The sequence below is a fragment of the Pseudomonadota bacterium genome (assembly GCA_041395565.1).
Taxonomy (GTDB): Bacteria; Pseudomonadota; Gammaproteobacteria; order UBA9214; family UBA9214; genus UBA9214.
Genome location: JAWLAI010000005.1, coordinates 1 through 21,274, shown reverse-complemented (window position 1 = coordinate 21,274; position 21,274 = coordinate 1). Strand labels below are relative to the sequence as shown.

Genomic DNA, 21,274 nt, shown 5'->3' with positions numbered 1-21,274 from the left:
GCAGCGCCGCGATGTCGCTGATCCGGTATTCCATCAACAACCCGCTGGTCACCAACCTGCTGCTCGGCATCGTGGTGATCCTCGGGGTGCTGGCCTGGCGCGCCATGCCGCAGGAGATGTTCCCGACCGTGGAACTCGACGCGGTCAGTATCAGCGTCGTGTTCGAGGGCGCCTCGCCGGAAGAGGTGGAACGGCAGGTCACCATCCCCATCGAGGAGGAGTTCGAGGGCATGCCCGAGATCGACGAACTCACCTCGACCAGCAGCGAGGGGGCGGCCGCGATCCTGATCAAGCTCAAGTCCGGCACCGACGTCGACCAGTACATGCGCGACGCGCAGACCGCGCTCGACCAGGTGACCGACCTGCCGGCAGAGGCGGAGGAACCGGAACTGGTGCGGGTGAAGGCGCGCTTCCCGGTGATCAGTCTGAGCCTGTACGGCGACGTGTCGCGCGGCTATCTGTACGAACAGGCCGAGCGCGTGCAGGAGCGCATGGCGAAACTGCCCGGTGTCGCCAGCGTCGGCGCCGCCGGGGACCGCGAGTGGGAGATCTGGGTGGAGGTGAATCCCTTCGAGCTCGCCGCGCGCGGGGTCGCGCTCGCCGAGGTGCTGGCCGCGGTGCGCGGCAACCTGCGCGACCTGCCGGGCGGTTCGCTGAAGGCGCGCGAAGGCGATATCCTGCTGCGCGGCAAGGGCGTGGCGCCGCAGCCGGAGGAGATCGGTGCCATCGCGGTGCGCAGCAACGCCAGCGGCGGCCAGCTGCGGCTCGGCGAGATCGCGGGCATCCGGCTGCGCCTGGAAGAGGCGCGCACGCTCGGCCGCTTCAACGGGCGTCCCTCGGTCAATCTCACCGTGACCAAGACGGTCGACGCCTCCACCATCGACGTGGCCGATGCCGTGTACGCGTTCGCCGACACGCTGCGCGGCGAGCTGCCGCCGACCATCCAGGTCGGCCTGTTCAACGATCTCTCGGTGTACGTCAAGAACCGTCTCAACCTGGTCAAGTCCTCCGGGCTGGTCGGCCTGGTGCTGGTGCTGCTGTCGCTGTACCTGTTCCTGAACTTCCGTGTGGCGCTGATCACCGCCATGGGCATCCCGGTGTCGTTCCTGGTCGCCGTGGTGGCGCTGTATTACCTCGGCTACACCATCAACATGGTGTCGCTGTTCGCGTTCCTGATCGCGCTCGGGCTGATCGTCGACGACGCCATCATCGTGACCGAGAACATGTACCGGCACATGGAGCAGGGCAGGCCGGCGCACGAGGCCGCGCGGGTGGGGGCCGGCGAGGTGCTGTGGCCGGTGATCGCCAGCACCGCCACCACCGTGGCCGCGTTCATGCCCATGTTCTCCATCAAGGGGGTGATGGGTGAGTTCATCGCGGTGATCCCGGTGGTGGTCAGTGCGGCGCTGCTCGGCTCGCTGTGGGAGGCGTTCGGGGTGCTGCCCTCGCACGCCGCCGAGCTGCTGCACGCGGGCAGGCGGGCGCGCCAGTCCGGCGAGCGCGTCGTCGACTGGAGCCAGCTGCTGGAGCGCTACATCGGCTGGCTGCGCTGGACGCTGGACAACCGCTATTTCGTCGCCCTGTTCAGCAGCGGACTGCTGGTCGTGACGCTCATTTTCGCGGCCACGCGCATCCCGTTCCAGTTGTTCGACGACGTCGACGTCGGCCAGTTCTTCATCAACGCCGAGGCGCCGCAGACCTACAGCCTGGAGGACACCGCGCGGCTGGCGAGCCGCATGGAGCAGGTGATCCTGACCACGCTGGACGAACGGGATCTCAAGACGCTGCTGACCAACGTCGGCGTCAGCTTCATCGACTTCAACCGCTTCCAGATCGGCAGTCACTACATCCAGCTGGTGGTGGACCTGCAGAAGGCCAAGCCCGAGGGCGTCATCGAGCGCTACATCTCGCCGCTGGTCAGCCTCGACTTCTCGGCGTCGGGCAGCCGCGCGCGTCCGACCGAGGCGATCATCAACGAGCTGCGCGACAAACTCGCGACGGTGGCCGGCATCCAGCGCATGTCCATCCAGCGCCCGCAGGGCGGCCCCGCCGGCGCCGACATCGAGGTCGGCGTGGCCGGGCGCGACGTGCGCGTGCTGCGCGACGAGGCCACGCGCATGGTCGACTACCTGGAGCGTCTGCCCGGGGTGCACGACGTGCGCCAGAACCTGGAGACCGGCAAGCTGGAATACCGCTACTCGCTCAACGCGCGCGGCCGCGAGCTGGGCCTGAAGCAGAGCGACCTGGCCGATGCCGTGCGCACCGGCTTCCTCGGCGTCGAGGCCGTGCACGTCACGCGCGGCAACCAGCGCGTGCCGGTGCGCGTGATCTATCCGGAGGCCATCCGCCATGCCAGCGACCTGGCCGAGCTGCCGCTGGTGCTGGCCGACGGCCGGCTGGTGTACCTGGGCGACGTCGCCGACATCGGCACGGGGCGGGGCATGAACACCATCAGCCGGCGCGACACGCGCCGCCTCGGCATCGTCACCGCCGACGTCGACGACAGCGTGACCACGCCGCTGGAGGTCACCGAGCTGGTCCGCAAGGCATTCGGCGACATCGACCGGCGCCTGCCCGGCTACGAGCTGCTGTTCCTGGGCGAGAAGAAGGACGCCAGCGAATCGTTCAGCGGCATGAAGGATGCGCTGCTGATCTCGGCGGCCATCATCTTCTTCATCCTCGCCGCGCTGTTCCGCTCGCTGCTCGATCCGCTGGTGGTGATGATCGCCATTCCCTTCGGCGCCATCGGCGTCGTGCTCGGCCACCTGCTGTTCGGTTACAACACGCAGTTCCTGTCCGCGATCGGCTTCCTCGCGCTGACCGGCATCGTGGTGAACGACTCGCTCATCCTGATCGACTTCGCCAAGCGCCTGCGCGCGGAAGGCCTGGACCGGATCGAGGCCATGGTGCAGGCCGGCCGCGTGCGCATCCGCCCGATCCTGCTCACCAGCATCACCACCTTCCTCGGGATCTCGCCGCTGATCTTCTTCGCCACCGGCCAGACTGCCTTTCTCTCGCCCATGGCCGTGAGCCTCGGCTTCGGCCTGTTGTGCGCCACCGCCGTGGTGCTGATCGCCATCCCCAGCTTCTACCTGATCGTCGACGACCTGCGCGACTGGAGCTGCGCGCGCTACCGGGCGCTGTTCCCGAAGACCGAGGCGTAACAGGAAACCCGGTCTCGCGCACGACTACAGGGATGTAGGCGGTACGGGTCCATGGATGGGCCCGTGAGAGCGAAGCAGGATGCCCGAGCCGAGAGCAACGCAGGGAGCGGTTGCCGAAAGACGCAAAGGCGCGAAGAAAGCAAAAGACTGCCACAGAGAGCACAGAGGGCGCAGACGGCACTGGGTATTGCTGGTTGGTCCATGGCATTGGAAACGCTGCAGCAGCAGACTGCGTCCGCCAGCTTTATATACGGCGCAAGCCTGATTCCGGTTTGTCTCACGGCCGCCGTATGAAATGCCTGACAGGCGTGATGCATTGCCAGTGCCAATTTACATTCCATGTCATTTCCGCCTTCGCGGGAATGACGGTCACGGTGAGCGTGGCGCCATTGCCAAATACGCGGTATCTTTTGCCGCAAAATCACCCCTATACAGGCAGGTAACCCGTGCCCCAACGCCTCGAAGCGCTGAAACGCTGGCTGGAAAACGAACTCGAATTCACCGACTACACCCTGGCGCCGGCCTCCAGCGACGCCAGCTTCCGGCGCTATTTCCGCGTGCTGCACGACGGCGCGAGCTTCATCGTCATGGACGCACCGCCGGACAAGGAAGACTCGCGGCCGTTCATCCAGGTGGCGCGGCAGCTGGTCGATGCCGGCCTGAACGCGCCCGAGGTGCTGGACGAGGATCTGGCGCAGGGCTTCCTGCTGCTGTCGGACCTGGGCAGCAGGCCATACCTGGGGGCGCTCGGCGAGGCCAGCGTGGAGCGCCTGTACGGCGACGCCCTCGGTGCGCTGGCCACCCTGCAGACCTGCGCCTGCGGCAACCTCCCACCCTACGACCGCGCGCTGCTGCTGCGCGAGATGGAGCTGTTCCGCGACTGGCTGGCGGGCCGGCATCTCGGCATCGAACTGGACGCGGCGCAGCACGCGCTGCTCGATGCCGCCTTTGCGCTGCTGGTCGAGAACGCGCTGGCGCAGCCGCAGGTGTTCGTGCACCGCGACTACCACTCGCGCAACCTGATGGTGACGGCGCGCAACAACCCCGGCATCCTCGATTTCCAGGACGCGGTCTGCGGGCCGGTCACCTACGACCTGGTGTCGCTGCTGCGTGACTGCTACATCGCCTGGCCGCGGGCGCGGGTGGAGGAGTGGGCGCTGGGCTACCAGGCGCTGGCGCTGCAGACCGGCATCCTGCGCGAGGAACACGAAGACCCGGCGCAGTTCCTGCGCTGGTTCGATCTCATGGGCGTGCAACGCCATCTCAAGGCCAGCGGCATTTTCGCGCGCCTCTACCACCGCGACGGCAAGCCGGGCTATCTCGGCGATATCCCGCGCACGCTCGGGTATATCACCGACACGGGCAGCCGCTATCCCGAGCTTGTGCCGCTGTGCGCATTCGTCGAAAACGAGGTGCTGGCGCGACTGCCGGCAGCCGCCGGCTAGCAGGAAGGCCGCACAGGGAGGGCGTGCCGGTAACATGGAGGTCAAGGCAACGCTGAAACCCGGCATGAACGGTACCCGGCAGCTGCTGCGGGAATAGGCGAGCAGCTGGTGTGCGTGCGCTACCGCTACGACAAGGCGCGCTGCAAGCGTTACAAGACCATCGAACTCATTGTCGAGGAAAAGGACTGGCTGCCCGGGGTGCGGATACCCGCGCAACGCCGGGTCTATTTCCGTCTCGGCTGCGGCGAGCGCGAGCTGCGGGACCTGGTCAAGCAGGCCGGTGGCTACTGGAATCCGGAACGGATGGCCTGGAACCTGCCCTATGGCAAGGTGCTGGAGCTGGGTCTGGAGCAACGGATCCTGGACGAGGATTTTGCTTTCTAGTTTCTGGATATGCATACAAGAATGCTATATACAGAAATTAGACATACAGATCTGCCAATTGTTGGCAGGTTTACCCACTCCGTCAAATAGTAGTTAGGCCTCATAGAGAAAAAATATGGCACATTTTCAAGATTGTAATTTCGAGGGCACGACGGTCGTTCTCGATGGTAACGAATACGTCAGATGCAAATTCTTTAGATGTCGAATAGTGGTAACGCGAGGTAATTTCCTGCTAAAGGACAGTAGTTTTGACAGTTGTGCATTTGAGTTTGGGGGGGAGGCCCAGAATATAAGAAGCTTAGTGCTGGGGTTGATCGGTCAAGCGAAGCAGCCTTCTGCTCATGACGTGCAAAAGGGTCAGGAGGCACAGAATAATGTCTGATGCTCCGACAACACCTACTGGGTGGGCCTCTGCTGTTAAAATAATGACAGACGAAATTCAAACTATTTTTGGTGCAGCAGTTGTAATTTTGATTTTCTTTGGGCTTTCATTGGTCTTTTTAGCAACTGGTACTGGTGGATTAGAATCTGAGATCAGAGGCGATATTATCAAGCTACTTATTTATTCAATGGTGGCCATTCTTATTGGGTTGGTAGTCTTGCGTATTTTTAAGCCAAGTGGATTGGCGGGGCCGCCACAACCTGAAACAGAAGGCGTGAGTTTTACTAACTCAACTGTGGAATGAGGCCTAACACTTCACTCCTGCCGACCACCTCCGTCGCTGGCGCTCCGTCGGCGGCGGCAGAGTTCAAACGTAATGCGTAGCTTATGGGTTTGAGCACAATCACACTTCCGACGTTCATGACGGCAGGCGCAACTGCTGCATTTTTTTTATTGGAAAGAGCGAGGCCCGGTCGAAAACTACCGAGATCTAGGGGCTGGTACAAGCGTTCTATCCTAATAAACATAATCCAGCTTGGAATAACTCTGGGCTTGGGCCGGCTGTGGCATGACATCTATGGTACAGAGTCGGTGTTCAATTTCGCGGTATGGAATAATCCATTTCTTGAAGGTTTCGTGGCATGGTTTGTCGGCACATTTGTATTCTACTGGTGGCATAGGCTGAGGCACGCCAACGGATTCTGGCAAATTTTCCATCAAATACACCATTCAGCGTCTAGGATCGAAATCCTTACCTCTTTTTATAAGCATCCTGTTGAAATAGCGACCGGGGCATTTTTAAGTGCTGCAATAATATTCCCGTTACTCGGCTGCTCATTAATGGCCAGCTTCTGGTACAACTTTTTTGCGGCAACAGGTGAATTCTTCTATCACGGTAATTACAAGTCACCTAAATGGCTTCGTTATTTTGTCCAGACGCCCGAATTACACTCAATACATCACCAATTAGACGTTCATAAATATAATTTCAGTGATATTCCTGTCTGGGATCGAATATTTGGAACTTACAAGGACACAACCGATTTTTCTCCGCGTTGTGGATTTCCTGGTAGGAATGAGGAGCGGTTGGCGGAGATGCTGCTCTTTAAAGATGTTTATGAGTAATGCTGCGTATGACAAATCGCCCCAGGCGGACTGAGCTGGCACCACTTCAGTGGACAGTGGAAAACCGTTCAACTGGAGGGTATAGGGAATGGGGCAGACAAAGAAACGGAACTATGACCGCTATACGCTCGCCAACAAGCAGCGATACGTGAGACACCCGAGTTACCCAAAGTAAGTAGAATGAAGAGGGGGTAGAAAGTGATTAAATTCATCATGTGCATAACACGACATCCAAATATGACTCGCGCGGAATTCAAAGATTACTGGATGAATAAGCATGGCCCATTCTTTATGAGCATTGCCGGCGCGATGGGCGCAAAAAAGTATGTTCAGTCACACACATTGGATACTCCATTGAATGAAGGACTCAGAACGTCCAGAGGGATGCAGCCTGAATATGATGGTGTTGCTGAGGTGTGGTTTGAGTCAGAAGAGACGCTTATGGAAGGTATGAGCTCTCCTGAAGGACAGAAATTCGGCGCCGCATTATTGGAAGACGAGGGTAATTTTATAGATCATTCAAAATCCTCAGCATTTATTGTTGAAGAGCGTGAGTTTTAAGTAGCCAACAAATAAACCTTGGCTGACGCCTGCTTCGCAGGTGCGCCTGGCTTTCAGGTTAGACGGCTAATACTCATCACTGAACGATCCAGTAGAAGGCAGATAACATGCAGAGTAACAGCAACGTGGTCCGCCGATTCATAGAAGAAGTTCTGAACCAGGGGAATGTCGATGCGGCTGGGCAGTTCTTCTGGGAGGACATGGTGGAGCAGGTTCCGTTTCCTGGCCAGGGTCCGGGCCTGGAGGGGTTGAAGGACGTGGTGCGGGGACTGAGAGCCGCGTTTCCCGACATGCATTGGACGGTCCACGAGCAGATTGCCGAAGGTGACAAGGTCCTGTCACGGTTCGAGTGGACAGGAACACATCGTGGGGCGTTTCTCGGCGTGCCTGCCACGGATCGCCCTGTCGCGGTCTGGGGTATGGTGATTGACCGCTTCCAAGGCGGGAAAATCAAGGATACCCGCATCATTATGGACACGCTGGGACTCATGATGCAGTTGGGAGCGGTTCCGCCGCCGAATGTGTGACTCCGGCGCCGCGTGAGCTCGGGCGCAAACTACGCTACGCTTTATTTGTACCGCACAGCTTCAACTTTAGGCTGATATCCGGATTCGTGAGAATGGAATCATGAGCAAGGTATTCGTGAACATCGGGCTTAGTCTTGACGGCTGCATGGCACCGGATGGAATGACCATCGAGAATTGGGATAGGCCCGAGTATAAAAACTGGGGTGCCAAATGGGGTGCGCTGATGAGCTGGATCCTTAAACAGCAATACTTCCGCGAGAACCTCGGGTTTGGCGCGGGCGGAGAGACCGGTCCGGTCAACGATATGCTCCGTGCCACCATGGAACGTAGCGGTGCCTGCATCATGGGCAAGCGAATGTTCGAGCAAGGCGAGCGTAGTTGGCCAGAGGAAGCCCCGTTTCACACGCCTGTGTACGTGCTCACCCATGAGCAGCGCGTGCCATGGGTGCGTCCGGGTGGGACGACGTTTTACTTCTGCAACGACGGCGCTGAGCGTGCCCTTGAGTCGGCGCGGGAGTCTGCCGGCGGCCGCGACATTCGCATCTCGGGCGGTGCGGATGTGATACAGCAGTATTTGAACGGGGGCGTCGTCGACGAGCTGGAAATGGCCCTGGCTCCAGTGGTCTTTGGCAGTGGCAGGCGGTTGTTCGAGAACCTGCACGAGGCCTTGCCGCAGTTCCGAATCGACAGGGTGATCAATACTCCAGATGCTACACACTTGCGCTACGTGCGTGCGTAAGCGCGGCCTGACGACCGGTTGCAACGGGCGGGATCGTTCCTTGTGAAAGCGCTGCTTGCAATTTTGATGATTGCGGTTTTGGCGGGATGCGCCACGTATCGGATCGCGCCCGGGGACGATGCGGGTTACGATCCCCCTGGTCCGGATGTCGCCATTGTCGTGACAAGGGAAAACGACTCTCCGGAAGGATTTCAGTGTTTCGAACCGATGCTTTATGTGTTGAGCATCGGCATCATCCCGGCGCACTGTGTTGATACCTATGTGGTTGCGATACCTGACTCAATGGCGGCGGATACATCAAGGCGTTTGACGGTATTCACGGTAACCTCTATGCAGGGTTGGCTTGCGCTCTTGCTCGCGCCCCTGCCGGACTGGAGGTACGGTTACGGGAGGGATATCCCGGCCGAAATCGCAAGCATCGTGAGGAGGACTGGGCAATGAGACATACAAAATGCCATCAGGAGTCGGCTGGTCAGCAGGCGCGCATGTGCTTATGGCGGATGCCATGCATTTGAATAGGCATTTGGCCTTGCTGCTTGTTCTGTCGCTCCAGGTGGCGGGATGCGCGCCGTCGGGCGAGCTGAATACCCGCATCACCGGGGATAGCGCAGGGCCGGAATGTGATCGGGTGGCGATTGGCGTAACCCGATATCAGCTGCGCTATCCCTGGCTGGCAGGGATGGGCGGCTGGGGCCGCGGCGTGCCCAAAGTCCAAGACATGGTGGGAGAGATCTATTTGTACTGGACCGATACCGGCGCGCTGCAGCGCATCGTCTCCATGCCGGCGCCAAGCAGATGGGAGGAAGACACGACCCGGTTTGCCATTTCTCCGCGCTTGTTGGCCGACGATGACCTGATTTTCATGCTGCGGGGATGCCCGGCAGAGAATCAGAATTGTCAGGAGGCCCGCTATTTCCGTCTCGCGCAGAATGGCGAGTATTCGGAAATGAGCCGTTGGCCGGACGTCAGCAAGGAGGAGTCGGAAAACCTGCGTCGCTGCACGACTTACCTGACCAGCAAGGGCGGCACGACCATTGTCAATATCGGTCCGACTGGCGGGCCATGGCGCCCGTTGCTGGGCTTCAGCGACAACGCCCTGGCGCCGCTTCAGGAAGCGGCAGATTCCGTAAGAATGCTCAATGACGCGCACTGACAAGACGCGCCGCCAGCATCGCGCCGGTTTGCGGTCACGTCAGGCCCTGGAACGATGGAGAGGTGATCACTATGCAAAACGAGCAACCGGTGCCTGAAACGCAAGGTGTTACGGTGAAATTGCTTGAAACGGTTGATCTCGGACCGGAGATCGAGGGCATGGCAGGGCGCCAACTCCGGATGCGGCTGGTCACCATCGAGCCTGGCGGTGTCTTCGGCCCGCTGCACGATCATGTTGACAGGCCGGGTGTCGTTTACATACTGCAAGGCACGATCACCGATCATCGCAATGGCGTCGCTACGGATTACGGGCCGGGCGTGGGTTGGCCCGAGGACAGGAACACCGTGCACTGGCTTGAGAACAGGGGCGACGTGCCAGCGGTGGAGATCTCGGTGGACATCGTCAGGCAAGCGTAAGCCCAAGCCCGGAATGCGGCGCAATCAGGCGAGCAATGCGCAGGCCGTTCGCTGCGCCCATCCGGGCGCCGGGTGTGCCGCGGCCAGCTGCGCATGCCATGGACACGGTTGTGCGCACGTCGCCCCTCACTGCAGCCGCTGCGTTTAGCGTCTCTAATAGGGGATCAGTAACCCCCCCGCCTTCAGGCGGCAAATCGTCATGCCGGCGTATGCCGGCAGCCAGAGAGACTGCTCCATGAGGAGATCTGGATTGCGGCCTGCGCCGCAATGACGGGACCTTCATACAGGCGTATGGGCAAGTGCGGTGCACGGGGAGCGTGGAATGCCAGCGGAGTTGTATGTCGGGGCAATCGGCCGGGTGGCCGATCGATCCGGCTTTCAGCCGAAACCTGAAGCCACCGGCTCTAGCCGGTGGAGTATTCACAGACGTCTCACCCGGCGGCACGCCCAGCCGGGCCTGCGGCTGCGCTGCGCACATGCGCGCCATCCAGGGCCGGTCATCGGCTGCCAGATCCCTGTCGGCGGTGCCAGCCACGGTGACGGCTGCCGTAGCTCGGGCAATGAACACGCTCCAGCCCATACGAGGGCGGGCCTGATATGAAGCCATCGGTCTGGGCAAGGGCCGCGTCGCTGTGGCTGGCCATCCTCGTGCTGGCCATCCTGAACGGCCTGCTCAGGGAGCGACTGCTCGTGCCGGTCCTCGGCGCTTGCGCCGGCCTGGTCGGCAGCGGGGTCATGCTCGGGGTCGGCATATTCCTCGTGGCGTGGCTTGCCGCGCCCGGGTACGGCGCGTTGAGCGCCGCCCAATGGTTGCGGGTCGGTCTGTTCTGGCTGTTGCTGACGCTGGCGTTCGAGATCGGCTTCGGGTATCTCGTGCTGCACAGGACGTGGGCGGATCTGCTCGGCGCATACATCTTCCGGGGCTGCAATCTCTGGCCCGCCGTGCTGGTCACCACGTTCCTTTCCCCGGGGCTGGCGGCACGACTGCGCGGCTGCGTTTGAAGCAGCTCGCCGGGGCCGGGCGGGCATGTATCATCCGGTGCTGCCGTGTTAGGGTGTGCCGAGGTGGCAGGTCGCCGGCATCCCGAGGCGTCGCTGCCGACAGGCAGGTTGATGGCGCGGTGCGGTCGGTTCGCGCCGGGCGCAGGAATACACGGTATGTCGAGCCTGAATGATCCCAGGGTGCTGTTCGCGGCGGAGCGGACGCTGCTGGCATGGAACCGGACCAGTGTCTCGTTGATGGCGTTCGGATTCCTGGTCGAGCGCTTCGGCCTGTTTCTCGTCATCCTCGGGCACGAGGACATCCGGCAGTTCCAGCGCCACTTCTCCTTTTTCGTCGGGGTGGCATTCGTGCTGCTGGCCGCGGTCATCGCGCTGTTTTCCTCCTGGCAGCACCGCAAGGTGCTGCAGACGCTGCGGCCGGCCGAGATCCCGGCGGGGTACCAGCTCAGGGTCGGCATGATCGTGAACCTGCTGGTCGGGGTCCTGGGGATCGTGCTGGGCATCTACCTGGTCCGCGGTTTTGTCTGAGCGCCGCCCGCTGCGGGCCGGCCGGACGCCGCGCTGACGGCGGCGCGACCGTGTCAGTCCGGGGAACGCTCAGTGCCGTCGCCATCGCGCTGACCCTGATCGCGTTCTTCCCCTACATCCGCTCGATCCTCGCGGGCACGACCCGGCCGCATGTGTTCTCGTGGCTCATCTGGGGCATCACCACGTGTCTGGTCTTTCTCGCGCAACTGGCGGGCGGCGGGGGTATCGGCGTCTGGCCGATCGGGGTGTCGGGCATCGTCACGCTGCAGATCGCGCTGCTGGCCTGGATCAGGCGCGCCGATGTCACGATCACCGTGGCCGACCGGCTGTTCTTCGGCGCGGCGCTCGCGGCCCTGCCGCTGTGGTACCTGACCGCCGATCCGCTCTGGGCCGTCGCCGTGCTCACGCTGGTCGATGTGCTCGGCTTCGGGCCGACGGTGCGCAAGGCCTACGTTCAGCCCGGCAGTGAGTCGCTCACCTTCTTCGCGCTGTTCGCGCTCCGCAACGGCCTCGTCATCCTGGCGCTGGAACGCTACTCGCTGACGACGGTGCTGTATCCGGCCGTCATCGGGGTGGCCTGCCTGCTGCTGATCGCGCTGACCGCCTGGCGGCGGATGGCGGGCGGCCGCTAGCAGTATGCGCACGGCCTGCACCGTGCCCGCGGTTCGCCTCGCGCGCGTGGATCCTCTATCATCGGTGCCTGCACTCCGGCAACCCACAGGATCGGGAACATCCTCATGCTCAAGGCACTGACCGAGTTTCTCCGGCTCGAGGCCGCCAGCGGCATCCTGCTGCTGCTGGCCGCGATACTGGCCATGGTGGTGGTGAATTCACCGGCCAGCTCACTCTACGACGCCCTGCTGAACACCCCGGTGGAGATCCGCGTCGGCGCCTTCGAGATCGCCAAGCCGCTGCTGCTGTGGATCAACGACGGCCTGCGGGCGATCTTCTTCTTCCTGATCTGCCTGGAAGTGAAGCGCGAGATCCTCGACGGCGAGCTGTCCGAGCCCGCCCGCGTGGTGCTGCCCATGATCGCGGCGGTCGGCGGCATGGCCGTGCCCGCCGCCATCTACGCGGCGATGAACTGGGGCGATGCGGCGGCCATGAAGGGCTGGGCCATCCCGGCGGCCACCGATATCGCCTTCGCGCTCGGGGTGCTCGCGGTGCTCGGCTCGCGCGTGCCGCGCACGCTCAAGCTGTTCCTGATGACGCTGGCCATCGTCGACGACCTCGGCGCCATCGTGATCATCGCGCTGTTCTACACCGACAACCTGTCGGTGAGCTCGCTGCTGGTCGCCGTGGCGGCGCTGGCCGTGCTGTTCCTGCTCAACCGCCGCGGGGTGCTCGCGCTGGTTCCCTATCTCCTGGTCGGCCTGGTGCTGTGGGCGGCCGTACTCAAGTCGGGGGTGCATGCGACCCTGGCCGGTGTCCTGACCGCGCTGTTCATACCCAATGCGCGCGAGGCCGGCGCGCAGCACACCCAGCTGCAGCAGCTGGAGCACGACCTGCACCCGACCGTGGTGTACGGCATCCTGCCGCTGTTCGCGTTCGCGAACGCGGGGATCTCGTTCGAGATGCTGACGCTGGACGCGCTGCTGCACCCGGTGCCGCTCGGCATCACGGCCGGCCTCTTCCTCGGCAAGCAGCTCGGCGTCTTCGGCCTGTCCTGGCTGGCCATCAGGGCCGGTATCGCCCGGCTGCCGGCGGGCGCCGGCTGGCTGCAGCTGTACGGGGTGGCGGCGCTGTGCGGCATCGGGTTCACCATGAGCCTGTTCATCAGCTCGCTGGCGTTCGAGCAGGGCGGCACGGGCATCGCCGTCGACGACCGGCTCGGCATCCTGGCCGGCTCGGTGATCTCGGCGCTGGTCGGTTACGCGATCCTGCGCTATGCCCCGCCCGCGGCGCCCGGGCAGGGCTGACCGGCGCCTGGATGCCGGCAGGGGATTCCGGCGCCGGCTTGACCCGGATCATGGGCGGAGCGGGCAGATCATGCGATGGTGCCGCCATGCGGTCGGCGGGGTACCGGGACGGCGCCGGGCCGACTATAGTCATGTCTGATCATTCCTGCATGGTTCACACGCCCATGAAATACCTCACACTGCTGTTCGCGCTCCTTTCGTTCCTGCCAACCGCCGCCGTGCACGCCGCCGACGGCACCTACGGCATGCCGGGCGGGGGGACGGTGACCGTGGATCCGGGCACCAACCGCGCCACCGTCACCCGCAACGGCGTCTCGGCCCCGCTCTGGGACGGGACCCACCGCATGGACGACGGCTCCATCCTCATCATCCGCCAGGGTGTGGTCGTCCCCAACGTAACCGAGCTGGGCGCGCGGCAGGCGCCCGCTGCCGAGGAAGGGGAGCACTGGCAGGTCGAGCAAATCGTCGGCTTTTCGCCCTGCGAGAAGCTGGTGCGCCGCGTCTGCGGGCGCAAGGACGAGTGTGCCAATACGGAACCCTGCGACCTCGCCCGGCAGCTGCTGCAGATGGAGGCGCAGGAGCGCGAAGACAGCAGCAGCCGCAGCCTGACCACCTATACCAGCAGCCGCTGCCAGGGTGTCGACAGCGATCCCGGCCTGTTTCCGGACTGCAAGCTGAAGGCGCCGCAGGACTGAGGGCGGTGCCGGCACCGCAGCGCACTCGGGGTGGCCGCGCGGCACAGCCCACCCGCCTGCTGCTGGCGGACGATATCGAGGTCGAGCTGGTCCGCAAGGACATCCGGACGCTGCGGCTCAGTGTCCGGCCGCCGCATGGCCGGGTCAGGCTGGCGGCGCCCGTGCTGCTGGCGCCGGCGGCGATCCAGGCATTCCTGAACGAGCGGCTGGCGTGGATCCGCCGGCACCGGGCCCGGCTGACCCTCGCGCACGACGTGCCCGCCAGCGACTACCAGACCGGAGAACACCACTGGTTCGCGGGACGGCCCTACCGCCTCGGGGTCGCGGAGGCGAACGGGCCGGAGCGGGTCGAATGCGACGCCGACGCCCTGGTGCTGCACATGCGCGCGGGCAGTACCCGCGACGAACGCCGCGCCGTCCTCGAGGACTGGTATCGCGGCTATCTCAAGGCGGCGTTGCCGGACCTGATCGACCGGCACCAGGCGCGGCTGGGCGTGCAGGTGCAGGCATTCGGCGTGAAGCGCATGCGGACGCGCTGGGGCAGCTGCAATCCGCGCGCGCGTCGCATCTGGCTGAACCTGGAACTGGCCAGGGCCGCGCCCGCATGCCTGGAATATGTCGTGGTGCACGAGCTGATGCACCTGCTGGAGCGGCTGCACAACGCGCGCTTCCATGCCCTGATGGACCGCTTCCTGCCCGACTGGCGCACGCGGCGGGCGCTGCTCGATCGTCTGCCGCAGCGGGGGTGAGCAAAAAAAAGGGGTGACGGCTGTCAACGACCGTCACCCCGAGGACCTCCGTGTTGGAATGCGTGCAGGGGAAGCACGCGCCATTGAGTCCATGTTCAATGGTAGGGAGGTAAATCCGACGGCTCAGTCCCGCTGGCCCGCGGCCGGCGCGGGCCTACTGCAGGCGGCGTACTCGCCGCGATTGAGCCGGCCGTCACCGTCGCGATCCAACTGGTCCCAGCGCGCGGTAACCTCGGGCAGCAGGCCGGCCTCGGCCCGGGTCAGGGCATTGTCGCGGTTCACGTCCAGATCGCTGAAACGCAGCGCACCGAGCGCGTGGCCACTGCCGGCGCAGCTGGTCCAGGCGATGCAGGCCGCGGCGATGGCGTGTCGATTCATGCCTGGCTCCTGTGACGGTCGTGATCTCGCTGGGTGCGCGTCCGGGTAAAAGCAAGGACCGGGCCAACTGCGCCGCAGTATGTTAACTGCGTGAGATGCCTGTAAAACTTCCACAGCGACCGCGCCGGTTGCGATGTTGCTGGCGAGACCCCTGTCGTAGCCAGGTGACAGCCCGGGTCCGCTGCGCCGGGATTTGCCGGCATCTGCCTGCGCGCCGCTGTCTCCTATCGGTGACGCCTTGGCCGACACGCCCTTATCGGTCACCTATCATTCTGTATGAATTGAATTATTAGCTAATTAGCATATTGTGTAACGCTGCTGTATTCTGCCGCTTCCATCCCGTCAACCACCGGCAGGCGTAGCCATGAGCGTGACCACCGCACTCGCACAACTGAACAGCCTGCTGCCGCTGGCGGCACACCAGACCGCGCTCGCGCCGGCGCTGCAGTCCCTGCACCGGGACATCCTGCGCGGGTTCGCCGAACGCGGGTTGCCGCCCACACGCGCCGAGATCGCGGCCCGGCCCGACATCGGGGACGTGGATGCCGCGCTCGCGCGCCTGGCCGGGGACGATCTCGTCGTGCTGGACACGGCGGGCGGCGGGGTCACGGGCGCCTATCCGTTCACAACCGAGGCGCGCGTGCACCGGGTGCAGGTCGGGGGGCATACCGTGCATGCCATGTGCGCGCTGGATGCGCTCTCGGTCGCGCCCATGTTCGGGGTCGAGACCCGTATCGACTCGCGCTGCCACGTCAGCGGCCAGGCTATCGCGATCCACATGCGCGGCGCGGACGTGCTGACGGCGCAGCCGCCCGCGCCCTGGCTCGGGATTCGCTGGCAGGCCACCTCCGGCTGCGCGGCGCAAAGCCTGTGCCTGGAGATGGTGTTCCTGCGGGATGGTGCGACGGCCGCGGCCTGGCGCGCGGAGGATCCGGATCACATCAGCATCTTCGACCTGCCCGATGCGGTGGCGTTCGGCGCGGCGTTCTTCCGTCCCCTGCTGGGATAGGCACACCGGCGGCTTGTCAGCCGCCGGTGTGCTGGCTTACAGTTGCGGCGTCACCCCACGTCCGTCCCGTCATGTCGCTACCCTGGCTTTCCGTCTACACCCTGGTGCTGGTCTGGTCGGCCATCCGGCCGGCGGATTACTACACCTGGTTCCTGGAAGTCGTCCCCGCGCTGATCGGCGTCGGTATCCTGCTGCTGACCCGGCGCCGCTTCCCGCTGACCGGGCTGGCCTACGCGCTGATTCTCGGGCACTGCGTCATTCTCATGGCGGGCGGCCATTACACCTACGCGAAGGTGCCGCTGTTCGACTGGATCAGCACGGTATTCGAACTCGGCCGCAACAATTACGACAAGCTCGGCCATTTCGCCCAGGGTTTCGTGCCGGCGCTGCTCGCACGCGAGATCCTGCTGCGCAAGGACGTGGTGCGCGGCCGCGCCTGGCTGAATTTCCTGGTGGTCTGCTTCTGCCTGGCATTCAGCGCGTTCTACGAACTGGTCGAGTGGTGGGTCGCGCTGCTGTCGGCGGAGGCGGCGGAGTCGTTCCTCGGGACCCAGGGCTACGTCTGGGACACGCAGTCCGACATGGCCTGGGCGCTGACCGGCGCGCTGCTCTCCCTGCTGACGCTGGGCCGCTTCCACGATCGCCAGTTGCGTGTCTTCGCGCGGGGCGCGGCGTATGACTGAGCTGCCGTTTCCCTGGCTGGCCCTGGGCCTGGGGCTGCTGGTCGCGTTCGGCCTGATCGGTGCCGGGGCGCTGGGCCCCGCCGAGGCCTACCGCTTTCCGGTGCTGACGCTGCTGATCGTCGCCGAATTCGGCTTCTTCCTGACCGCGATCGGTGCCGGTGTCGGCATCAACCGGCTGCTCGCGCATGGCATGCAGCCGGTGCTGCTGCTGTCGGTGCTCGGCTGCGGCGTGCTGGCGTGCGGTTTCCTCTGGCTCGGCATGCAGATCTGGCCGGCGGGCGCGGCGCTGTAGCAGCGGACCGCGTCCGCACATCCGGGCCGGCGGCGCCGGTGGCCGCACCGGCGCGGGGATCCGGTGCGCGGGAGTCGGATATACTCCCCGCCATGGCAGCGCCGGTCCTGTACTCGATCATCGAATCGCCCGCGCACCGCGACTGGTCGGCACTGTACGCCCGCCTGGGCTACAGCGAGCTGCGCTTCGGTTCCATGCGCAAGGCCATCGGCGCGCTCAAGGCGACGGCGCCGGCGGTGGTGGTGGCGGAATTCATGTACGGCTCCGGCAACAACTACGCCGGGGTGAACGTCAGCACTCTCGACGTGTTCCTGTACAGCCTGCAGAAATATTCACCGGATGCCCGTATCATCGTGCTGGTGGCGCGCAACGAACTGCAGTACGTGGAGCGGCTGGCGGCATTGTTCCCGCTGCATGCCGTGCTGCCGCTGCCGGTCACGGCGGCCACGCTGGAACAGGCACTGAACAGGCAGGAGTGATTCGCGCATGCAGAACCCGGACCAGGCCGAGCTCGGCGTACTGCTGGCCAACCTCGGCACCCCCGACTCGCCGGCGCCGCGCGACGTGCGCCGCTACCTGAAGCAGTTCCTGTGGGATCCGCGCGTGGTCGAGCTGCCCCGGCCGCTGTGGTGGGCGGTGCTGAACCTGATCATCCTCAACACCCGGCCGCGGCGCTCTGCGCGCGCCTACGCGAAGGTCTGGACCGACGCGGGTTCGCCGCTGCTGGTGATCTCGCGCCGTCAGCATGCGGCGCTGCAACAGGCGCTGGACGCGCGCCTGGGCGTGCCGGTCCGGGTCGCGCTCGCCATGTGCTACGGCAATCCCTCGATCCCCGCCGGCCTGGCCGAACTGCGCGCGGCGGGCGTGCGGCGCGTGCTGGTGCTGCCGCTCTATCCGCAGTACTCGGCGACCTCGGGGGCGGCGATCTTCGATGCCGTGACCAAGGAACTGCAGCGCTGGCGCGCGGTACCGGAACTGCGCTTCATCGGCGACTACCATGCGCACCCCGCCTACATCGCGGCCCTGGCCGGGAGCGTGCGCGAGTTCCAGGCCGAGCACGGCGTGCCGGACAAGCTGCTGCTGTCGTTCCACGGCATTCCGCAGGAATACGCCGACAAGGGGGATCCCTACCCCTGCCAGTGCGAGCTGACCGCGCTGCGGCTGGCGCAGGCGCTGGGGCTCGAATCGGGACAGTGGCAGTTCAGCTTCCAGTCGCGGCTCGGGCCGAAGGACTGGCTCAAGCCCTACACCGACCAGACGCTGGAGATGCTGGGCAAGCAGGGCGTGAAGCGCGTGCAGGTGCTGTGCCCCGGCTTCAGTGCCGACTGCCTGGAGACGCTGGAGGAGATCGCGCTGGAAAACCGCGACGTCTTCCTGGAGGCCGGCGGCGCCGAATACCGTTACATCCCCTGCCTCAACGACCGCCCCGCGCACATCGACTTCCTGGCGCAACTGGTCGGACAGCACCTGCAGGGCTGGCTGCCCTGAGCCAGGCCATGAAGGCGATGATCCTCGCGGCCGGCCGCGGCGAGCGCATGCGGCCGCTGACCGACGCCACGCCCAAGGCGCTGCTGCGTGTCGGCGGGCAGTCCCTGATCGAGCATCACATCCGCGCCCTGGCGCGCGCCGGTATCGTCGAGCTGGTGGTCAACCACGCCCACCTCGGCGCGCAGATCCTGGCGGCGCTGGGCGACGGCAGCCGCTACGGCGTCGGCATCACGTACTCGGCCGAGACCGGTGGGGCGCTGGAAACCGGCGGCGGGATATTCAAGGCGCTGCCGCTGCTGGGGCCGGCGCCGTTCGTGGTGGTCAACGCCGATGTCTGGACCGACTTCGATTTCGCGCGCCTGCCGCACGGGCTAACCGGGCTCGCGCACCTGGTCCTGGTGGACAACCCGCCGCAGCACCCGGCCGGGGACTTCGCGCTCGCAGACGGTCGCATCGGGCAGCACGGTAGCGCCATGCTGACCTTCAGCGGCATCGGTGTCTACCGGCCGGCGCTGTTCGAGGACTGCACGCCGGGCGCCTTCCCGCTGGCTCCGCTGCTGCGCCGGGCCATGGACGCGGGCCTGGTCACGGGCGAACACTACAGCGGCCAGTGGTACGACATCGGGACCCCGCAGCGGCTCGAGACCCTCAACGCGCTGGTCGGCCGGCGCCAGTCGACGGCGCATGAGTGACGATCAAGCCGGCTCCGCCCGGCGCCGCTAACCGCACATGGGTCAGGAGATCGAGGTCATCCAGTTCGATGCCGCGGATTTCGCGGCATTCGACGAACGCCTGCAGGCGGAGACGGCGCTGCTCGCCGAGTGGTTCCGCGCGGGCAACTTCTCCGCGCGCGACCGCATGGGCGGCTTCGAGCTCGAGGCCTGGCTGGTCGACGCCGGCGGCCGGCCCGCACCGGTCAACGAGGTCTTTCTCAAGCGTCTCGGCAATCCCATGGTGGTGCCCGAACTGGCGCGCTTCAACGTCGAGCTCAACGACCATCCGCAGCATTTGTGGGGCGCCGCGTTCAGCCGTTTCGAGGCCAGTCTCGGCGCGACCTGGCAGCAGTGCCGGCGCGTCGCGCAGGAACTCGGCGCCGGCCTGGTCATGATCGGCATCCTGCCGACGGTGCAGGAAAGCGAGCTGTGCCCGGAGAACATGTCCGACCTCAAGCGCTACCGCGCCCTCAACGAGCAGGTGCTGCGCCTGCGCGGGGGCGAACCGCTGCGCCTCGACATCAACGGCCGCGAGCACCTGAAGGCCGTGCATCACAGCGTGATGATGGAGGCCGCGACCACCTCGTTCCAGCTGCACCTGAAGGTGCGTCCGCAGCACGCGGTGCGCGCCTACAACGCGAGTATCATCGCTGCGGCGCCGCTGGTGGCGGTGTGCGCGAACTCGCCGTTCCTGTTCGGCCACGCGCTCTGGGAGGAAACCCGCGTGCCACTGTTCGAACAGTCGGTGGCGGTCGGCGGACTGGCCGGGGCCAGCCACGGCCCGCTGCGGCGCGTGACCTTCGGATCCGGTTACGCGCGCGAATCGCTCATGGAATGCTTCAGCGAGAACGCGCAGCACTACCCGGTCATGCTGCCGATACACTACCGGGACGGACTCGAACAGATGGCGCATGTGCGCCTGCACAACGGTACCATCTGGCGCTGGAACCGGCCCCTGATCGGCTTCGACTACGACGGCATGCCGCATCTGCGGATCGAGCACCGCGTGATACCGGCCGGCCCGACCATCGTCGACATGATCGCCAACGCGGCATTCTTCAACGGTCTCATGCAGACGCTGCTGACGGCGGCAACACCGCCCGAGCAGCGACTGCCGTTCGCGCTCGCGCGCGACAATTTCTACGCCGCCGCCCAGCGCGGTCTGGAGGCGCAGGTGCAGTGGTTCGACGGTGCCCGCGGCTCGCTGCAGGCGCTGGTCAGCGGGGAGTTGCTGCCCATGGCGCGCGCCGGCCTGCAGCGGCTCGAGATCGACGCTGCCGAGATCGAGCGGTACCTGGGTATCATCGCGGCGCGCGTGGCGAGCGGCCGCACCGGTGCCGCCTGGCAGCGCGCCAGTGCCGAGCGCTGCGGGCGCGACCTGCAGGCCATGACCCAGGCCTACCGGGCGCACCAGGACAGCGGCAACGCGGTGCATGAATGGCCCGACGTCTAGCGGCTGTCCCGTGACATCCCGGGCGCGGGGGGGCGGGGAGTAAACCGGGCAGGGTTGCGGCAGGCGCCGATTGCTGCTGCAATTGACGTTCACCGCGCAACATCGGAATCACCACATGCTGAACGAAATCCAGGCCCTGCCTGCCGGCCTGCTGGAGGCCCGGGTCGAGGGGCTGCAGGCGCTGCTCGGCGCGCCGACCCTGCTGCACCTGCCCGGGCGGCATCCCGAACCGCTGTTCGTCAGCGTCCTGCTGCACGGCAACGAGAGCACCGGTTTCTACGCGGTGCAGTCGCTGCTGCAGAAATACGCCGCCGGCGGGCTGCCGCGCGCACTGTCGCTGTTCATCGGCAATGTCGCGGCCGCCAGTCAGGGCCTGCGCCGGCTCGATGGCCAGCCCGACTACAACCGTGTCTGGCCCGGTACGCTCACGCCGGAGGTGCCGGAGGCGGTGATGATGCAGCAGGTGGTC

Annotated in this window: 25 protein-coding genes and 1 pseudogene; 25 read left to right on the top strand and 1 reads right to left on the bottom strand. The window is 64.9% G+C overall.

Annotated features, from left to right (window positions below):
• Positions 1 to 11: 11 nt before the first annotated feature.
• From R3F42_07985 to R3F42_07905, 17 genes are all read left to right on the top strand, one after another.
• Positions 12 to 3,164: an efflux RND transporter permease subunit gene (locus R3F42_07985; protein ID MEZ5541968.1), complete on the top strand. Its 3,153-nt coding sequence runs from the start codon at positions 12 to 14 to the stop codon at positions 3,162 to 3,164.
• Positions 3,165 to 3,610: 446 nt separating this feature from the next.
• Positions 3,611 to 4,609 (top strand): phosphotransferase, encoded by a 999-nt coding sequence (locus R3F42_07980; GenBank protein MEZ5541967.1) that lies wholly within the window; start codon positions 3,611 to 3,613, stop codon positions 4,607 to 4,609.
• 114 nt (positions 4,610 to 4,723) lie between these two features.
• The gene (locus R3F42_07975) at positions 4,724 to 4,993 is read left to right on the top strand and encodes a hypothetical protein (protein ID MEZ5541966.1); all 270 of its coding nucleotides are present in this window, start codon (positions 4,724 to 4,726) and stop codon (positions 4,991 to 4,993) included.
• A gap of 374 nt (positions 4,994 to 5,367) precedes the next feature.
• Positions 5,368 to 5,679, top strand: a complete 312-nt coding sequence (locus R3F42_07970; protein ID MEZ5541965.1) for a hypothetical protein — start codon at positions 5,368 to 5,370, stop codon at positions 5,677 to 5,679.
• Positions 5,680 to 5,966: 287 nt separating this feature from the next.
• Entirely contained in the window at positions 5,967 to 6,500 is a 534-nt protein-coding gene (locus tag R3F42_07965; GenBank protein ID MEZ5541964.1) for a sterol desaturase family protein, read from the top strand.
• A 198-nt stretch (positions 6,501 to 6,698) separates the two neighbouring features.
• Positions 6,699 to 7,061, top strand: coding sequence for an EthD domain-containing protein (locus R3F42_07960; protein ID MEZ5541963.1), 363 nt, complete (start codon positions 6,699 to 6,701; stop codon positions 7,059 to 7,061).
• 107 nt (positions 7,062 to 7,168) lie between these two features.
• The gene (locus tag R3F42_07955; protein MEZ5541962.1) at positions 7,169 to 7,588 is read left to right on the top strand and encodes an ester cyclase; all 420 of its coding nucleotides are present in this window, start codon (positions 7,169 to 7,171) and stop codon (positions 7,586 to 7,588) included.
• Between the two features lie 100 nt (positions 7,589 to 7,688).
• Entirely contained in the window at positions 7,689 to 8,327 is a 639-nt protein-coding gene (locus R3F42_07950) for a dihydrofolate reductase family protein (protein MEZ5541961.1), read from the top strand.
• Positions 8,328 to 8,369: 42 nt separating this feature from the next.
• Positions 8,370 to 8,768 carry a hypothetical protein gene (locus R3F42_07945; protein MEZ5541960.1) on the top strand — a complete coding sequence of 133 codons (399 nt, stop codon included), beginning with the start codon at positions 8,370 to 8,372 and terminating at the stop codon, positions 8,766 to 8,768.
• Positions 8,769 to 8,820: 52 nt separating this feature from the next.
• A complete protein-coding gene (locus R3F42_07940; GenBank protein ID MEZ5541959.1) occupies positions 8,821 to 9,480 on the top strand; it encodes a hypothetical protein in 660 nt (219 codons plus the stop codon).
• A 71-nt stretch (positions 9,481 to 9,551) separates the two neighbouring features.
• Positions 9,552 to 9,896 carry a cupin domain-containing protein gene (locus R3F42_07935; protein ID MEZ5541958.1) on the top strand — a complete coding sequence of 115 codons (345 nt, stop codon included), beginning with the start codon at positions 9,552 to 9,554 and terminating at the stop codon, positions 9,894 to 9,896.
• Positions 9,897 to 10,493: 597 nt separating this feature from the next.
• Complete coding sequence (locus R3F42_07930; protein MEZ5541957.1) at positions 10,494 to 10,898, top strand: hypothetical protein; 405 nt, start codon at positions 10,494 to 10,496, stop codon at positions 10,896 to 10,898.
• Positions 10,899 to 11,054: 156 nt separating this feature from the next.
• Positions 11,055 to 11,426 carry a DUF202 domain-containing protein gene (locus R3F42_07925; protein MEZ5541956.1) on the top strand — a complete coding sequence of 124 codons (372 nt, stop codon included), beginning with the start codon at positions 11,055 to 11,057 and terminating at the stop codon, positions 11,424 to 11,426.
• A 50-nt stretch (positions 11,427 to 11,476) separates the two neighbouring features.
• Positions 11,477 to 12,058: a hypothetical protein gene (locus R3F42_07920; protein MEZ5541955.1), complete on the top strand. Its 582-nt coding sequence runs from the start codon at positions 11,477 to 11,479 to the stop codon at positions 12,056 to 12,058.
• 105 nt (positions 12,059 to 12,163) lie between these two features.
• Positions 12,164 to 13,345 (top strand): Na+/H+ antiporter NhaA, encoded by a 1,182-nt coding sequence (gene nhaA, locus R3F42_07915; GenBank protein MEZ5541954.1) that lies wholly within the window; start codon positions 12,164 to 12,166, stop codon positions 13,343 to 13,345.
• Positions 13,346 to 13,509: 164 nt separating this feature from the next.
• Positions 13,510 to 14,040: a hypothetical protein gene (locus R3F42_07910; GenBank protein ID MEZ5541953.1), complete on the top strand. Its 531-nt coding sequence runs from the start codon at positions 13,510 to 13,512 to the stop codon at positions 14,038 to 14,040.
• 5 nt (positions 14,041 to 14,045) lie between these two features.
• Positions 14,046 to 14,789: a SprT family zinc-dependent metalloprotease gene (locus R3F42_07905; protein ID MEZ5541952.1), complete on the top strand. Its 744-nt coding sequence runs from the start codon at positions 14,046 to 14,048 to the stop codon at positions 14,787 to 14,789.
• Between the two features lie 123 nt (positions 14,790 to 14,912).
• Here R3F42_07905 and R3F42_07900 read toward each other — a convergent pair whose 3' ends face one another.
• Positions 14,913 to 15,167 (bottom strand): hypothetical protein, encoded by a 255-nt coding sequence (locus tag R3F42_07900; protein ID MEZ5541951.1) that lies wholly within the window; start codon positions 15,165 to 15,167, stop codon positions 14,913 to 14,915.
• A gap of 364 nt (positions 15,168 to 15,531) precedes the next feature.
• Between R3F42_07900 and R3F42_07895 the strand changes: the two genes are divergently transcribed.
• The 8 genes and pseudogenes from R3F42_07895 to R3F42_07860 form a co-directional block, all read left to right on the top strand.
• Positions 15,532 to 16,176 (top strand): alkylmercury lyase family protein, encoded by a 645-nt coding sequence (locus R3F42_07895; GenBank protein ID MEZ5541950.1) that lies wholly within the window; start codon positions 15,532 to 15,534, stop codon positions 16,174 to 16,176.
• A gap of 71 nt (positions 16,177 to 16,247) precedes the next feature.
• A complete protein-coding gene (locus R3F42_07890) occupies positions 16,248 to 16,859 on the top strand; it encodes a DUF2238 domain-containing protein (protein MEZ5541949.1) in 612 nt (203 codons plus the stop codon).
• Positions 16,852 to 17,151, top strand: a complete 300-nt coding sequence (locus R3F42_07885; protein MEZ5541948.1) for a hypothetical protein — start codon at positions 16,852 to 16,854, stop codon at positions 17,149 to 17,151. The genes R3F42_07890 and R3F42_07885 overlap by 8 nt, the downstream gene beginning before the upstream one ends.
• A gap of 92 nt (positions 17,152 to 17,243) precedes the next feature.
• The gene (locus R3F42_07880) at positions 17,244 to 17,630 is read left to right on the top strand and encodes a hypothetical protein (GenBank protein ID MEZ5541947.1); all 387 of its coding nucleotides are present in this window, start codon (positions 17,244 to 17,246) and stop codon (positions 17,628 to 17,630) included.
• Positions 17,631 to 17,637: 7 nt separating this feature from the next.
• Positions 17,638 to 18,636, top strand: a pseudogene (gene hemH / locus R3F42_07875) (ferrochelatase).
• An 11-nt stretch (positions 18,637 to 18,647) separates the two neighbouring features.
• The gene (locus tag R3F42_07870) at positions 18,648 to 19,331 is read left to right on the top strand and encodes a nucleotidyltransferase family protein (protein ID MEZ5541946.1); all 684 of its coding nucleotides are present in this window, start codon (positions 18,648 to 18,650) and stop codon (positions 19,329 to 19,331) included.
• Between the two features lie 37 nt (positions 19,332 to 19,368).
• Positions 19,369 to 20,805, top strand: a complete 1,437-nt coding sequence (locus R3F42_07865) for a glutamate-cysteine ligase family protein (protein ID MEZ5541945.1) — start codon at positions 19,369 to 19,371, stop codon at positions 20,803 to 20,805.
• A 115-nt stretch (positions 20,806 to 20,920) separates the two neighbouring features.
• On the top strand, positions 20,921 to 21,274 hold a 354-nt coding region (locus R3F42_07860; protein MEZ5541944.1), incomplete at its 3' end, for a succinylglutamate desuccinylase/aspartoacylase family protein.